The 15,489-nt window shown below is 31.2% G+C and carries 13 protein-coding genes; 4 read left to right on the forward strand and 9 right to left on the reverse strand.

Annotation, left to right across the window (positions count from 1 at the left end; translation table 11 throughout):
* Positions 1–2 precede the first annotated feature (2 nt).
* From ACOSP6_RS15520 to ACOSP6_RS15555, 8 genes are all read right to left on the reverse strand, one after another.
* Positions 3–5,045 carry a hypothetical protein gene (locus tag ACOSP6_RS15520; RefSeq protein ID WP_422093807.1) on the reverse strand — a complete coding sequence of 1,681 codons (5,043 nt, stop codon included), beginning with the start codon at positions 5,043–5,045 and terminating at the stop codon, positions 3–5.
* Positions 5,046–5,099: 54 nt separating this feature from the next.
* Positions 5,100–5,702, reverse strand: a complete 603-nt coding sequence (locus tag ACOSP6_RS15525) for a hypothetical protein (RefSeq protein WP_422093806.1) — start codon at positions 5,700–5,702, stop codon at positions 5,100–5,102.
* 67 nt (positions 5,703–5,769) lie between these two features.
* Positions 5,770–6,303 carry an OmpH family outer membrane protein gene (locus tag ACOSP6_RS15530; RefSeq protein ID WP_422093805.1) on the reverse strand — a complete coding sequence of 178 codons (534 nt, stop codon included), beginning with the start codon at positions 6,301–6,303 and terminating at the stop codon, positions 5,770–5,772.
* Between the two features lie 95 nt (positions 6,304–6,398).
* The gene (locus tag ACOSP6_RS15535; RefSeq protein ID WP_422093804.1) at positions 6,399–7,598 is read right to left on the reverse strand and encodes a hypothetical protein; all 1,200 of its coding nucleotides are present in this window, start codon (positions 7,596–7,598) and stop codon (positions 6,399–6,401) included.
* 22 nt (positions 7,599–7,620) lie between these two features.
* Positions 7,621–8,358, reverse strand: a complete 738-nt coding sequence (locus ACOSP6_RS15540; RefSeq protein WP_422093803.1) for a hypothetical protein — start codon at positions 8,356–8,358, stop codon at positions 7,621–7,623.
* Between the two features lie 133 nt (positions 8,359–8,491).
* Positions 8,492–9,667, reverse strand: a complete 1,176-nt coding sequence (locus ACOSP6_RS15545; RefSeq protein WP_422093802.1) for a GlmU family protein — start codon at positions 9,665–9,667, stop codon at positions 8,492–8,494.
* Positions 9,668–9,753: 86 nt separating this feature from the next.
* Entirely contained in the window at positions 9,754–10,506 is a 753-nt protein-coding gene (locus ACOSP6_RS15550) for a T9SS type A sorting domain-containing protein (RefSeq protein ID WP_422093801.1), read from the reverse strand.
* Between the two features lie 7 nt (positions 10,507–10,513).
* Positions 10,514–11,044 (reverse strand): ankyrin repeat domain-containing protein, encoded by a 531-nt coding sequence (locus ACOSP6_RS15555; protein WP_422093800.1) that lies wholly within the window; start codon positions 11,042–11,044, stop codon positions 10,514–10,516.
* Positions 11,045–11,246: 202 nt separating this feature from the next.
* Between ACOSP6_RS15555 and ACOSP6_RS15560 the strand changes: the two genes are divergently transcribed.
* Genes ACOSP6_RS15560 through ACOSP6_RS15570 form a run of 3 tightly spaced genes read left to right on the forward strand, consistent with a single transcriptional unit; the run spans position 11,247 to position 12,862 of the window.
* A complete protein-coding gene (locus tag ACOSP6_RS15560) occupies positions 11,247–11,636 on the forward strand; it encodes a 6-phosphogluconate dehydrogenase (RefSeq protein ID WP_422093799.1) in 390 nt (129 codons plus the stop codon).
* Positions 11,626–12,177 (forward strand): acyl-CoA thioesterase, encoded by a 552-nt coding sequence (locus tag ACOSP6_RS15565; protein ID WP_422093798.1) that lies wholly within the window; start codon positions 11,626–11,628, stop codon positions 12,175–12,177. Before ACOSP6_RS15560 ends, ACOSP6_RS15565 begins: the two co-directional genes overlap by 11 nt.
* Positions 12,170–12,862, forward strand: a complete 693-nt coding sequence (locus tag ACOSP6_RS15570) for a cyclase family protein (RefSeq protein WP_422093797.1) — start codon at positions 12,170–12,172, stop codon at positions 12,860–12,862. Before ACOSP6_RS15565 ends, ACOSP6_RS15570 begins: the two co-directional genes overlap by 8 nt.
* 50 nt (positions 12,863–12,912) lie before the next feature.
* Here the strand turns inward: ACOSP6_RS15570 and ACOSP6_RS15575 are convergent, their stop codons facing one another.
* Entirely contained in the window at positions 12,913–13,920 is a 1,008-nt protein-coding gene (locus ACOSP6_RS15575; protein ID WP_422093796.1) for a 3-oxoacyl-ACP synthase III family protein, read from the reverse strand.
* 306 nt (positions 13,921–14,226) lie between these two features.
* Between ACOSP6_RS15575 and ACOSP6_RS15580 the strand changes: the two genes are divergently transcribed.
* Positions 14,227–15,474, forward strand: coding sequence for an MFS transporter (locus ACOSP6_RS15580; protein ID WP_422093795.1), 1,248 nt, complete (start codon positions 14,227–14,229; stop codon positions 15,472–15,474).
* Positions 15,475–15,489: the final 15 nt, after the last annotated feature.

The following is a 15,489-nucleotide window of genomic DNA, read 5'->3' on the forward strand; positions in this document are numbered from 1 at the left end:
TCTTATTCGTAATTTCTTTTGTAGTTATATGAATTCGTTGAAACTCTTTTAAAACCACCTGTTCCATCTCCCTGAACTTTATCTGCTAGCTCTGTTTGAGTTTCAATTAACCTACCTGCGTCATCATAAATATAGTACGTAGCTAATCCATTAGCCCCAATGATATGAGTAACCTCATCCCATTCATTATATACATAACTCGTCATACTAGAAATAACCGGTAGTAGTCTAAAATCATCTAATATAACTGTACCTGAACTACTTGTTATAGCTACATTAGCACCGGCTTGCTGAATATTTATATATCCGTTCAACAATACCCAATTACCTGCATGCACTTTTTCTGAATCATTAAAATCAAACTGAACATCATCTAAAAGGATTTTTACATTATTCTCTCCTCCTTTTTTAACCCATACAGATACTTTAAATCGTTGTTTAAGAGGAGTGTTTCTTTCTGTTTTTGAAGGTATTTGAGTTTCAAAACCTTTTTCTCCTTGATTTAACTCTAAAACAAAATTTCCAGTATGAGCTAAACTACCAATATTCTTAAAACCAAAAGACTTTATTCCTCCATCTAAATAATTACCATATTGGTATTCTGCTCCAGAATAATACATATCATCATAAGAAGCATTAGCAGTTGCAATTACTTTAGTATAGTTATCCCCCATTTTTGTAGCAGCATAATTATCATTTACGTCTTTTACTTCTAATGCTTGTGAGAATTGATTATATCTAGTAGTCTCACTTACTTTTTTCCAATTTGAATTTAAAACATTTGTATCATAATTAAATTCTACAAAATTATCATAGATTCCATCATTATCTGTATTGCCATTCCAAACATAAGATTCATGTTTTCGCCAAATACCTATTGAGTTTTCGATTGAACTATTAGTCAATGGGTACTCCCATTGATCTTTCCAAGTGGTTATTGCAGAACCAATTGGTTTCCATTCATTCCCTTTAAAAATATAGTTGTATTCAGCTGTTGTTTGAGATAACATATTTTTATTTAAAACATTATCTAATTTAGAACCCATTCCTAAATATTTTTCATAGGCTGGAACTATCTCTGTTTTAATCGATTTTCCTTTACTATCGTAAACTACCGATTCTAATAACATACCAGTATTAAAATCATACTTATTAAAATATTGAGAAGTCTTTAAATTATGATCATAAGTATGTGACTCCTTTAAAACTGATGGATAATATGATTTTGAAGTAATATTCATGTGATGTATACCTTCTCCATCAGAAGTATTATAGTGAAGAATAGATCTGTAAGAGTTAAAAGTCTCTTTATTTATACCTTGTTTTATTTTTTCTCGTTCAACATAATTACTTCTTTTTATTGCAACTAACTGATTTTTTTTATTGTAGGCTTCATGTTTTAACAATTTACCTAACATTGAAAAATTATTAATTATTTCAAAACGCCCTTTAGTAACATTATGCGTAGTCGGTTTAAAACCAAAATCATTCTCTAATTTATTATAGTAACCCAAATCAACGTTGTTGTATTCTTCCAATTGCACCTTGTTGATTTCAAGAATATTACCTAATTTAAAACTGTTATTAGACTCAGTTTGATATTCTAAAGTTTTAAAATAATACTTATTATAAAGACCATCATCACTCTTTACTGTTACTGTATTATACATAACCATTGGTGGTGGCAACTCACTTAAATAATTAACATTCTTTTCATATCTTGATGGTGCATAAGAAGTAATACCAGAAGATTTATAATTTGAATCAGATTTATTCTGATCAAAACCATTCTGGTTGTAAAAGTATTTAGTTTTATATTCTTTATTACCAGATGAAGTTGTTATTTGTTTAACTCTTAATCCTCCTCCAACTTTTGGTAGATCTTTACTATCAATATATACTGCATAAAAAAGACTATACTTAGTGCCTTCACAATCGTCTCTACTTGGACACTCACCCCTCTCTTCAGATGATAAATTATCCATACTGTAATAATAATCCGTTCCATATAGTTGCCCTAAACCAGAATCACTATTATACGTATGATCTATCAAAGTTGTTTCAAGTTTTACTGAATTTGTAGTGACTGATACAACATCTATATTCTCATTATTAATATCAACTTTACCACTTCTTGTATTACAACCCCATTGATAGTATTTATGGTTTAAACAAGCAAAAATATCTACATTAACAGATTGTCCTACTTGGAAATAATCTGAGAATATAAGTTTATTAATGTTAGATTCATATTCATTTGTTATTTCTATTCCTAATTTACCTTCATTTGTTTCATAAAAATCAAATTTTAATCCCTTCTTGAAAATTACTTGAGAATTAACTGCTTCAGTAAAATAGTCATCCTCTTCATAATCAACTTCAATGACACCACCTGTAGGATGAGTTATTTTACTCAAACTCCATGCTTGTTTGTTCATTGATTGATACCCCCAATCATCTGTCTTGTTTTCTATGAAAAGACTTTCAGGAAAAGCATATTCAAACTTGTAAGGTGGTAAAGATTGTATTCCTTTTTTTCCTTTATAAGTAACGCTTTTCAAAGTTAATCTACCTTGAAGATTATTACCTGAAAGCTTTCTGGCTAAAGAATAATCATAATCAAACTCTATCTCCTTGTTTATATTTTCATTAATATTTCCAAAGTAATACAGAATATCTTTTTCATCTAATATATTTTTATAATGCTCTCCGTAAGACTCACTAGAATGAATTGCTATATCTCCTGAATTCCATCCTTCTACACGAGCAGTTTCGCCTATTACTCCTTTTTCTGAAATTTCTACACGCGCAGTTACCTTAGATAATTTTTCATTGGGATTAGAATAACTAAAATTGCTAGGTATATCATCGTTGTCTATTAATAAAATTTTATCTAGTTTTAATAAGTCATGAGTACTTCTATAGAATTTCATTCTAACAAAATGATTTGTTTGAAGTTGGTTAGTGTCCCATACATTAAAACTTCTAGATGACTCAAAGTTTAAACCAACAAAATGATAACGTCCAGTTTGATCATTAAGTTCAGCTTTATTTATAAGAATATTTGCACTCAAATATTCTTTATCAGAGTTTAATGATATCAATTTTTCATCTTCTCTTAAACTTTTAACAAAAAAAGCAGTATGTGTTCTAGTCTTAATTGCATTTAAATAATAAACTTCTTTAACACCTGTTTCATAGGTTTTAGACCCTAAAGTTGATCTACTTCCAATGTTAGGAGTTCTCCAAGCATATCCATCACTCCAACGACCATAATCAAAAACAACCCAATATCCCAAATCTCCTTGAGAAATCTTCCCATCACCATTGTCAACATAATCAGAACCTGTAATTCCAGTAAGTAACCAATGTGTAGCATATGGTTTAGTTTGAAATTCTTCATAAAATTTATCTGAAATATCCTCATCATATCTGGAAAATCTAGAAAATCTTTCTTTTTGATAAACTGGCATAGAATAATGGTATGTTTTACCATCTATCGCAGTAATTTTAAATGCTCCTATTCCATCTTTCGGCACAGAACTTCTGTTCCTATCAAAGTTTTCAGGTGCATAAATTAAACTTGGATTAGCTAAAATTTGCTCATTAGTATAAGTTTCTATAAATGCTCCACTCTTTCTCCTTTTCTTTTGAACATTAAAATTATCGTATGTCTCTCCATCAATAACAATTGATGTATCAAAATTATCGTTTGGTAAATTAATAGAGTTAATATCAAACAAAGAAGAAATATTATTATCCCAATTACCAGAACTAACATCAACATAGGATTCATTCACATCATTAAAATAAAAATAAATATTATTATTATCTCCTATTCGCTTAGTAAAACCTTTTTTTCTAAGTGAACTTACAGTATATTTCGCTCCTTTAAAATCAACTTGTTTTTGCGCAGGTGTAAGTGTACCATACTCAAAAATCTTTGGACTAATACTCCCTCCTATTCCTTGTCCACTCACGGAATAATTATCATAAGCAGGTAAAATCATACTATTTTCAAATAACGAAGTATCATCCTGATTTTTTACAACTGTGTAAGAATCAAAACCTACTTTTCTATAAAATAAAGTATTATCTCTTAAACTATCATTATTCTGGGCATATAATGTACCTAATACATCATTCGACTTAGAGTCAAAATACCAATATCTCACTTTACTATATTGATATCCAATATTTAACGCCTTGATAGGAAAATTAAGACTTATTCCTATAGCTTCATAACTTGATTGTGAATGACCACCTGCGCTACTTCTGTCTGCAAATGTATTTTGATTAAGTGATAAAGATCCATACCCTAGAGTCCTTAATGCCCTTACTCCGGTACTTGTCCCTGTGCTATTATTATTTATACTAGCAGAATAAGTCATTGACGTTTTACCCGACTTAAAAGAATGGTTAATGCCTAAGGAATATCTACCTGAAATACCTATAGGGTTCAGTTTTTTATTCATTAGACCTCCCGTATATGAAACACCAATTCCATTTGTTCCAATTCTACCACCATATTTGCCAATTTGACCAGAAATTCCAAAATCTGAGCTATAAGTGGTTTCTCCACCAAAAGCTTTATTTTCGACAAAAGAAGCATAAAGTCCTATTGAATATTTTCCTTTTCCCCAACCTACACCTACATTAAAACTATGACTTGTTACAGTCCCCCCAATATCATAAACTATTGAAGACATTTTTCCATCTTTCCAATCATCTGGAAAACCACTTACAGATCTATTAATTGCTCCTGGATTAACATTCCATCCTAATCCAACCCATGATGCTTTCTGGTTATTTGCTATACCTGCATGATTACTTAAAGTAAGTGGATACCCTCCTTCTGGACTTGGAACTTCTAATAACGGTAATACATAAGAGAAATCTCCTGTAACAAGATTTACCATATCACTTGCTTCAACAGGCTCAAAGGTAGCAGCTTCTGGTGCAGTAGGACCTTGAGCAATAAGTTTACTTGTTGATAAAATAAGTATTCCTATTATTACAATTTTTTCTAAAAGGTTCTTTATCATAATATATTATATTTCGTTTGTTGGTTTTGTTCTCGACTGTGCTCGAACTGACATTTAGAAATTAATTTTTGGTTCGTTTTTTATTTTTTGTGTTGGAATTTTGAACTTAACTTCTCCTGTATATGTCCCTAAATCTCCAATTGTGATATTTATATATTCTTCTTGTAAATACTTTTCATCTCTTGGGTACACAAACAACATATCCGTTGATCTACTCATTCCATACATTCTTGGATATACATAGTCTAGCAGTTCTAATGTGTCTTTTTTTGCTGTATATACATGTACTTTTTCGCCCATACCAAAAGCTAAGTTGTTAACCATAGCTCCAAACTCTTGCCTGTTTTTGGGTGTTGCGCTGAGTAATTCTTTATTATCTCTAGACATTGACAAAGTAAAGTAGATGTAATTCTTGTACTTATCACGTAGCTTTTCTAAATCTTCTTTGGTGTAAGAACTAGTTAACTCTTGTGTAACTAATAAATCTGTAGGTTTGTAAAGCAGACTAAAATCATAGCCATTTACATTTTTTTGATGTAAATAACCATTATCAATATCTCTAAGATACTCCCATAGTTTTTCCTTGCTGTCGAATGATTTACTCGAACAACTCATAAAAACTATACTAAAAATTAGTATTGAAATCTTATTTATCATAGCCTTATGATGTACTACTTTTCTTTTTTGATAAAATGAAACGAAAAAACAAGTTTAAATAAGGATATTACTTTCCTTCAAACTCGGCATTTAAACCTTCTAAAACTTTTTCAGTTAAATCGGCACTTTTATCAGCATACATAATGTTTCCACCTCCACTAGCTCCAAAAATCATTTTGTAACCCTTTTTCTTTCCGTATTCTGTTACGAAATCATTAATATCGTTGATAACCGTTTGAGTAGATTTCTTATCTTCTTCTTGAATTTGTTTCTGAACAGCTTGTTGATAATTATTAATCTGTTGTTGTTTGTTAGATAATAATTCTTGTTTCAACTTTAATTCCTTCTTAGAATATCCAGAACGTTCTTTTTCGTAAAGTTTTAGCTCTTTCTGCCAATCTGTAACCAAGCTATCCACATTAGATCTTAAAAGCTTTGCCTTTTTCTCAAACTCTGCTCTTACTACTTTCGTTCTGTTGTAACCTTCTAATAATTTATTTACATCAACATAAACTAAACTTGACTTTTCTTGTGAGTAAAAAAAAGTTACTATTGATGATACCAAAGCTAAGACTGCTATTACTAAAGCAATTTTCTTCATGACTTAAATTTTATATATGTTCCTTTAAAAAGTTGGTAAATGTACTATTTTACATTCCACTTTGTATGACTTCTTTGATCTTAATTATTAACAGTTTATTTTTTTAATAGTGCTTTTATAGTAAGCTCTAATTCTTTTATTTTCTCCTGTTGTTTTTCTAGCTCTTTAATTCTTTTCTCTTGCTCAATTGTATATAAAGTAAGTTCTTCAATTTTTTCTAATAATTTCTTATTCATTTCTCCAAGTTGAACTCCATTCTTTTCAACTTCTTCTGCTGAAGGAATGTTTGACAAATGACCTTTCTCTTTAATTTGCTTTTCAACTTCCTCTAAACTTGGTAGTTTATAATTATTCTCGAAAACATAATCTGGCCAATTATTTAAATCTACTCTTACTTCTTTAGCGTGAACAGTTCCATTAACCGCTAATTTTGCATCAGGATTAGATGTACCGATTCCAACATTTCCAGACCTAGCAATTCTCATACTTTCCTTTATCGGCCCAGGACCATCAACCCCCTGTGTAAAAAAGGATAGTCCTACAAAATCAGCATCACTATGCTCTCTTGAAGCAGCTATCGCAGCTCTTCTTCTACTTCCAGATTTCCATGTTAAACCTCCAAAATGATTTCCATTTCCTGGATCATTTGAAGTAAATGTAATATGATCTTGACCTTGATTTAAATCTGAAGTATTGAATGCATTTTTGTTAAAAATTTCTATACTCTGAAAAGAGTTTGATAAGCCTTGATAAGGAGTAGTTGCCTCTGGATGTAAAAAGAATAATTCCGAAACTCCTAATCTTCCATTTACTTCAACTGTTGTGTAAAAAGTAAACTTTAATTTGGTATAAGCTCCTTTGGGCATTCCTTTTATAAATGAATTACCACCAGAATAATCGGTATTTGAATAATCTGCTATAACCTTCCAAACATTCGCTCCCGAATGTTGATCATACCCTTCTATTTTAAACCTTTTCGCTTGCCAATATCTAGTTGACCATCCAACCCAACCGCCAGTTTGAACATGCTTAGCTGGCAAACCTTCAATCATAACAACTGTTGGCGAAGTAATTGAGGGGGCCGTTGATGTGTATGATGGCTCAAACTTACCATCAAATAAAGTACTTAAATTTAAATTAGCAGCTCCTGTTTGAGATACAGTATATCTTTTATGCGCATTAAATAGCATATTATGCTCTAGACCTACTGCATGTGTGTTACTTGTGTAAGTTTGAGAATTTCCTTTTGTTGAAATTAAACCTACGAATAATAATATTAAATATAACTTTTTCATAATACTATATAATTTTCTCGCTTTAATAATGATTTATTTTTTGTTTTTCTCTTTTTTCAATCTCTTTAATTGGATTTCTAACAGCTCCATTTTCACATAGCTCTCCTTCATCAACTAGTCCTATAATTCGAGACCCTCCCATTTTATGCACATTCCAACAAAAAGAGGAAACCTCGTATTGAAATACTTGCAGCTCAGAAGAGTTTAATTCATGAATAACTTTTCCTTCCTTAAAAATTAAGATATAAGATTGATTGTTTTCTTTAGTTTGTAGATACAAAGCATCTGCTTGTTTTAAAAACCCTAACACTTTCTTTTGAGCTACAAACTTAATTTGAGTAACCAAAGTTAATTCAGGATTATAATAGAGGTAATTTTTTACTTTATTATTATATCCTCTATTATTTATTTCATCAATAACAGAAATTTTGTCATTGATTTTTAACTCAAAATAATTTGGTTTTACCTCTAATGAATCATCGTAAATAATAATGTCTTTTTTTGTGGTAGATTCTAAATAACGCTGATAACTCTTGAAGTTTTGATTATTAAATTCTCTAGATGTAAAATCTAATTTAATAGGATGAAGATATGAAGGTATTCCAACAACCTCAAAACTATTTTTTCTAACGGTTTTCTTTTGTTGACCCAAAACACCTAAGTCAACAGAACTGTAAGCTTGGTATAATTTATTTTTTTGCGGTAATACATAGCAAGAACTAATTAATACGCATAGTATTAGGCTGAAGTATTTTTTCATAAACAATTTATTTCCCGTTAAATTTATCCGGACGCAAAAATATATATTTTATTTAAAAGCCAATAATTTTAAATAAATTATTGGCTTTTAGATATTAACAAAATGTTTAAAACATTTCTACTGTTAGCAGAAATTAATAATTCCTATACTTCTTTGTCTCTTCAAACACTGCTGAAAGAATTTTCTCTTCTAGTTCATCATACACAATATTTCTTCTTTTCATAACTACTTCAGCGACTTCGTTTACTTTATTCATTTTATACTCCGTAAAACCAGAAGCTCCTCCCCAACTAAAAGATGGTACAAAATTCCTAGGAAAACCACTTCCAAATATATTCGCAGAAACTCCTACTACTGTTCCTGTATTGAACATTGTATTAATTCCACATTTAGAATGATCTCCCATTATTAATCCACAAAATTGCAATCCTGTTTTCGCAAATCTACCAGTATCATAACTCCAAAGTCTAACTTCAGCATAATTATTCTTAAGATTCGAATTATTAGTGTCAGCGCCCAAATTACACCACTCTCCTAATACTGAGTTTCCTAAAAATCCATCGTGCCCTTTATTTGAAAATCCAAACAAAACTGAGTTATTAACCTCTCCTCCTACTTTACAATTAGGACCAAGAGTTGTTGCTCCATAAATTTTTGTTCCTAATTTTAAAACTGAATTTTCACACATTGCTAAAGCTCCTCTTACTACAACTCCTTCCATTATTTCGGCGTTTTTTCCAATGTAGATTGGTCCTGTTGTAGCATTTAAAGTGGCAAAAGTTAATTTAGCACCTTCTTCGATAAAAATATTCTCTCTTCCAACACAATTCACCGACTCTGGTATGGGTTGTGAAGTTCTTCCTTCTGTAAGAAGTTTAAAATCTTGACGAATTGCTTCATCATTCTTAGAGAAAATATCCCAAGTATTTTTAATTTGGATGATATCCTCTTCAAACTCAATCTGATTATACTCATCAAAGTCAACTTCCTCCTGATCTTGAGATGTATAAAAAGCAATTACATCTTCACCTTTAAAAATGGCTTCATTCTTTTTTAACCCTTTTACCATTTCAACCAATTCAGGAATCGGTAAAAACGAAGCATTTAGCATTACATTCTCTTCCATTTCTACCATTGGAAACTTTTCTTCTAAATACTCCTCAGTTATAGTGGTTGTTGTTAAACCTAAATACTTTTCCCATTTTTCTCGAATTGTTAAAATTCCAACTCTAATATCAGCGACAGGTCTTGTGAAAGTAAATGGTAATAGAGATGTTCTTACATCTCCATCAAATAAAATATAGTTCATTTTTATTTTTTTTGAAGCATCACAAACATACAACAAAAAACCGATTACCATGACAGTAATCGGTTCTTGAAATCTATTTTTGAATGTTATCTTTTTACAATCATTTTGCTTCCTATTTTTCCCTCCGCACTTACTTTTATGAAATATACTCCACTTCCAAATTCATCTAAAGCAAACTCATTATTACTAAACAATGTAGCAACTTCCTTTTTCAATAATCTACCAGATAAATCGTAAAAGCTTATATCTGCATTCTCTACAGAGGTTGGTAATTGAATTTTTACATTGTTAGAAATAGGATTCGGAGAAACCACAAAATCTAAAGTTTCAAACTTTTTAGTGCTTAATGTTACTCCAAGCGTAGTTGCACCTCTATTAGAACCGCCATGATAAGCATAAGTTGTTGAACTTCCAAAAGCCCAAATAACATCTATACTTCCCGCAGAATTACTAAAAACAAAGTCGCTGGCGTCACCTGAATTATTTGGTCGTGTTGCGACGATAGTTCTGATATTTCCTGAGACCGTGTTTGATACTAAATTCCAATCTTGACTCGAATCTGCCGGAGGTAGCTGATTACCTACTGTTGTAGCATCTGTAATAGTAGTTCCATCAGTTCTAAAAACATCTGTATTGCTAAACATATTGGTAGCTCCATTATCGAAACCTATCGCAAACCAGGCATTTGAAGGACCATTTAAAGTTAATGTAGTAGTTGTTCCGTCTATCTCTAAATTCACACTTAAGTTATCTTTCAGAGTCTGAGTTCCTGTTGAAAATACTTGTGCAGACAGACAGTAACTTGCCAACACAAAAACCAAGAGTAGTTTTGTTTTCATAATATAATTAGATTTTAAATAAGGTTAGTATTCTTTTATCACTTTTTAATTTGGCATAATCTTTAGCCGTGTTTCCTCTATTATCTTTTAAATCGAATTTTGCTCCTGACTTTATTAAAAACTCAACAATTTCATAAGAGTTGAAAACCACAGCATAGTGCAAAGCCGTCTTTCCATTTGCATCAGAAATATCCATATCAGCATTATGTTGCACTAAATACTCAACCAATTCCTTATTACTTTTTACTGTTGCAGCCATTAATGCAGTTCCATAACCATTATTTGTATTAATGTTTTTGGTGTTTTCTACGATGTATTTTGCAACTTCATTATTACTATTATAACAAGCAAGTGTTAGCGCATTATAACCCGCTTCATTCGGCATGTCAATTGCAAGTGGATGAATCTTTAATAATTCTTTTAATTCTTGAAGAGATCCGCTGCGCGCAATATCAAATATTTCATTCGCTTTATTTTCTTGTGTCATTCCTGAAACGGAAACAAACAATAATAGTAGTGCCATTTTTTTTGGAGTCATAATTTTCGATTTAAGCATTTGTAACTCCTTCAAAGAAAGACAGATTATGAATTTAGTACATAACTAAATAGAGTGAAAAGGGAAAAAATAGTGCTGAAAAGGAAAAATAAACCTTTAAAAAACGTGGAAAAACCATAATTGCACTCAATATTTTAAACTAACGATTTAACTTGAAACACTTTTAAATCGTAATTTTGTTACTATGAAAAAAATACTTGCTTACATATTATTAGGGATTTTTTTAATTGCTAGCGCCTATTATGCAATTGTGTATTATGGAACTTATAGTGAAGGAGAAAGATCTGGCGAACTGATTAAATTTAGTAGAAAAGGACTAGTAATTAAAACATGGGAAGGAGAAATTAGTCAGGGTATTTCTGGAGCGCAAATTTTCAAGTTCTCGGTTGAAGATAAAGAAAAAAGCGTAATAGAAAACCTGCAGAAATTTCAGGGACGATATGTAAAATTAAGTTATATAGAACGCTTTGACAAGTTATTTTGGTTAGGAGATACTAAATACTTTATAACGAAAGTAGAAGAAGAAAACTCACCTCATTTTGGTGGACTAAGATCTAAAAAAGATGATGAATAAATACAAACCTGTTGAAGACACTAGAATAACCATTTCGGAATTAATGCTCCCATCACATGCAAATTTTAGCGGTAAAATTCATGGAGGATATATTTTAAACCTCATGGATCAAATTGCCTTTGCTTGTGCAGCCAAATATTCTGGCACATATTGTGTAACTGCATCTGTTGATACTGTTGATTTTTTAAACCCAATCGAAGTTGGAGAATTGGTAACTATGAAAGCTTCTATAAATTACGTAGGAAGGACTTCGATGGTTGTAGGTATTCGAGTAGAATCTCAAAACATACAAACAGGTAAAGTAAATCATTGTAACTCTTCTTATTTCACAATGGTTGCTAAAAATGATGAAGGCAAAAGTGTTCCTGTTCCAGGATTATTGATTAAAAATGATTTAGAAATTCGTCGCTTTTTAAAAGCTATTAAAAGAATTGAAATGAAAGAAACGAGACAACAAGAGTTTGATCATGAAAATTTCATTCCTGACACTTATTTAAAAGATCTTGAAAATTATAATGTTAAGATTGAACTAAATGACTGAAATTATTGATTTAAGTCAGGAGATATACGAAGGAATGCCTGTATATAAAAGTTTGCCTCAGGTTACCATGACAGTTCATAACACACACGAACAATGGGACAATGAAGAAAATCCTCAAACTAAGACTCCCGCTGTTTATAAATTAGAAATGGGTGAACATACTGGAACCCATGTCGATGCGATCAATCATATGGCAAAGGAATATAAAGGTCAATCTATTGATACAATGCCTTTATCTATGTTTTACACGGAAGGAATCTGTATTGATTTATCTTACAAGGGTTTTCAAGAATTAATAACTATCGAAGATGTTAAAGATGCACTTTTAAAAGATAATTTAGAGATCAAAAAAGGAGATACTATTCTATTATATACTGATCATTATAGGAAAGCATTTAGAACAGAGAATTGGGGTAAAGGGCCTGGGATTACGGCTAAATGTGCTCGTTGGTTAGGAAATGAAAAGATAGCAGCTTTCGGTGTTGAAACTATGTCTCCTGGTGTTCCTAAAATATCAAACAAAGAGGTACATCATATTTGTGGAGAACTTGGATTTACACATTATGAAAACATGATTAATTTATATAAATTGATTGGTCGTGGCAGATTTCGTTTTATCGGTTTACCCTTAAAAATAAGAGGAGGAACAGGTTCTCCGGTAAGAGCTGTTGCAATTTTTGAATAAAAAAAGCCGAAGAGATTATCTTCGGCTATATTATCTTTTTAAACATTGTTCTACCAGCGAATAACAACAGATCCCCACGTGAATCCACTTCCAAAAGCTGCTAAAACAACTAAATCATTATCTTTAATTTTTCCTTCTTCCCAAGCTTCAGTTAAAGCTATAATAATAGATGCTGCAGTCGTATTACCATAACGCATAATATTGTTGTAGACTTTCTCATTTGGTAATTGGAATTTTTTCTGAATAAATTGAGCAATTCTTAAATTCGCTTGATGCGGAATTAACATATCTATATCATCCTTTTCCAATCCGTTGGCTTGTAATCCTTCAACAATTGCTTCCGAAAAACGAACAACAGCATGCTTAAATACAAACTGCCCATTCATATGAGGGAAATAAGAAGTATCATCAGGATCATTAGCCTCAATAATTTCTGGAACCCAGCGATTTGTTGATGGACCTATTAACGCCAATTCTTCTGCGTGTTTTCCTTCTGAATGTAAGTGAGAAGATAAAATTCCTTTTCCTTTCTCTTCACATCTTGAAAGTACAGCGGCTCCTGCTCCATCTCCAAAAATTACAGTAACTCCTCTACCTCTTGTTGATCTCTCTAATCCTCCAGAGTGATTTTCAGATCCAATGACCAATATATTCTTGTACATACCAGTTTTTATAAACTGGTCAGCAACAGATAATGAATATATAAAACCAGAACATTGATTACGAACATCTAACGCTCCAATTGTTGGCATGTCTAACATATCTTGTATTTGTACTCCTCCTCCAGGAAAATACATATCAGGACTCAATGTTGCAAAAACAATAAAGTCAATATCGTCTTTAGTTAATCCTGCTCTTTCTATCGCTATTCGGGCAGCCTTAGCTCCCATCACAGCAGTAGTGTCTTCTGTTTTAGGATCAATCCAACGACGTTCTTTGATTCCAGTTCTTTCCTGAATCCACTCGTCACTAGTTTCCATCCACTGGGTCAAATCATCATTTGTAACCACATTATCTGGGACATAATAACCTAAACCAGTAATTTTTGAACTATACATAATATATATTGGTTATAATTTAGTTGTTTTCAAATTATCAGCCTGTAAAAGTATGAATTTTATCATTTTTGTACAAAAATGGATGCTATTAATATTTAGGTAATGTCATGATGTCATTCATATAATAACTAAAAGAACTGGAGGTTCTGTAAAAGTCTGATTAACAACTAAATTCTAACTCATTTTAAAAAAAGGGGGAAAATATTTTTTAAATCTTACCTAAAAATACTTACCTTTTAAGAGTACAAATTACGGATTAACCAATCTAACAACCCTGAAAATAACCACTTTACCTAACCGTGCTACATGAAATATAAAAGAGGCCTCCAAATTACTTTTTTGATTTTAGCAGCAGAAATTATCTACGCTTTACCTTTTGTACTAATAAGAATATTTCGACCTACTTTTTTAAGTGCATTTGAAATAACAAACAAAGACATTGGGTTTTGTTATACACTTTACGGAATCACTGCGATGATTTCTTACTTTTTAGGAGGTTTAATTGCCGATCGTTTTCCCTCTAAATATTTAATGGGAATTGCTTTATTCCTAACGAGTATTGGTGGATTTATATGGGTGATGCACCCTTCCTTAACAACATTATACGTATTGTATATATATTGGGGTTTCACAACAATAATGCTTTTTTGGTCGCCATTAGTTAAAGCTACTAGATTATGGGGAGGTAAAAAACAAATATATGCTTTTGGGTTACTTGAAGGAGGAAGAGGATTTGTTGCTGCAATTATTGGCACAATAGGTGTTTCAATTATTTCTTCTATATCTGAAGTAGATAATTATTCTAAAATTGTAGTTCAAAATGCGATGAATCAAGTATATCTAATTACCTCAATACTCACTATGTTTATCGCTTTTTTAGTTATGTTCCTACCAAATTTTGGAAAACCTTCTAAAATAAATACTAAGAGTAGTAGTCGTAAAAACATTTCAAAAACTTTGGGTTTTCCTATTGTTTGGATTTTAATGATAATTATTTTAACGTCATACGTAGGATATAGAGTAGCTGATGTTTTTACTCAATATGCAAGCGAAATTTATGGATATAACTCTAAAGAATCTGCTCAACTAGGAACTTACTTCTCTTATATGAGGCCCTTTGTTTGTTTGTTTGTCGTTTTACTCGCAAAAAACGCAAATCCTTCAAAATGGTTAATTATAGGATTTTCAATAATGACTTTAGGTAGTTTAATCTTTGTATTAAATATAGACTTCTTTTACTTTTCGCTTTTACTTCCACTAATTAGTTCTCTGATAGGAGCATACACATTAAGAGTTCTCTATTTCACTGTATTAGAAGAGGCTAAAATCCCAATAACAATGACTGGTACAGTTGTAGGAATTGTGTCTGTCATTGGATTCTCACCTGATATTTTTTTAGGTCCAATTGAAGGATATTATTTGGATGAAGTTGGAGGTGTTTTAGGTTACCAATATCTATTTATTTTCTTCTTAGTTAGTTCATTAATAGGTTTACTCGCGTCAATTGTATTTAACAATTCGGTTAAATCTAAAAACAGACTTCTGCCATCCTGACATATTTTAATATTT

Origin of the sequence: Tenacibaculum sp. MEBiC06402, assembly GCF_049239625.1 — a bacterium.
Taxonomy (GTDB): domain Bacteria; phylum Bacteroidota; class Bacteroidia; order Flavobacteriales; family Flavobacteriaceae; genus Polaribacter.

Bases quoted from the DNA above. Each gene is read 5' to 3' on its own strand.
- ACOSP6_RS15520 (WP_422093807.1), bottom strand. From the start codon at position 5,045: ATGATAAAGAACCTTTTAGAAAAAATTGTAATAATAGGAATACTTATT.
- ACOSP6_RS15525 (WP_422093806.1), bottom strand. From the start codon at position 5,702: ATGATAAATAAGATTTCAATACTAATTTTTAGTATAGTTTTTATGAGT.
- ACOSP6_RS15530 (WP_422093805.1), bottom strand. From the start codon at position 6,303: ATGAAGAAAATTGCTTTAGTAATAGCAGTCTTAGCTTTGGTATCATCA.
- ACOSP6_RS15535 (WP_422093804.1), bottom strand. From the start codon at position 7,598: ATGAAAAAGTTATATTTAATATTATTATTCGTAGGTTTAATTTCAACA.
- ACOSP6_RS15540 (WP_422093803.1), bottom strand. From the start codon at position 8,358: ATGAAAAAATACTTCAGCCTAATACTATGCGTATTAATTAGTTCTTGC.
- ACOSP6_RS15545 (WP_422093802.1), bottom strand. From the start codon at position 9,667: ATGAACTATATTTTATTTGATGGAGATGTAAGAACATCTCTATTACCA.
- ACOSP6_RS15550 (WP_422093801.1), bottom strand. From the start codon at position 10,506: ATGAAAACAAAACTACTCTTGGTTTTTGTGTTGGCAAGTTACTGTCTG.
- ACOSP6_RS15555 (WP_422093800.1), bottom strand. From the start codon at position 11,044: ATGACTCCAAAAAAAATGGCACTACTATTATTGTTTGTTTCCGTTTCA.
- ACOSP6_RS15560 (WP_422093799.1), top strand. From the start codon at position 11,247: ATGAAAAAAATACTTGCTTACATATTATTAGGGATTTTTTTAATTGCT.
- ACOSP6_RS15565 (WP_422093798.1), top strand. From the start codon at position 11,626: ATGATGAATAAATACAAACCTGTTGAAGACACTAGAATAACCATTTCG.
- ACOSP6_RS15570 (WP_422093797.1), top strand. From the start codon at position 12,170: ATGACTGAAATTATTGATTTAAGTCAGGAGATATACGAAGGAATGCCT.
- ACOSP6_RS15575 (WP_422093796.1), bottom strand. From the start codon at position 13,920: ATGTATAGTTCAAAAATTACTGGTTTAGGTTATTATGTCCCAGATAAT.
- ACOSP6_RS15580 (WP_422093795.1), top strand. From the start codon at position 14,227: ATGAAATATAAAAGAGGCCTCCAAATTACTTTTTTGATTTTAGCAGCA.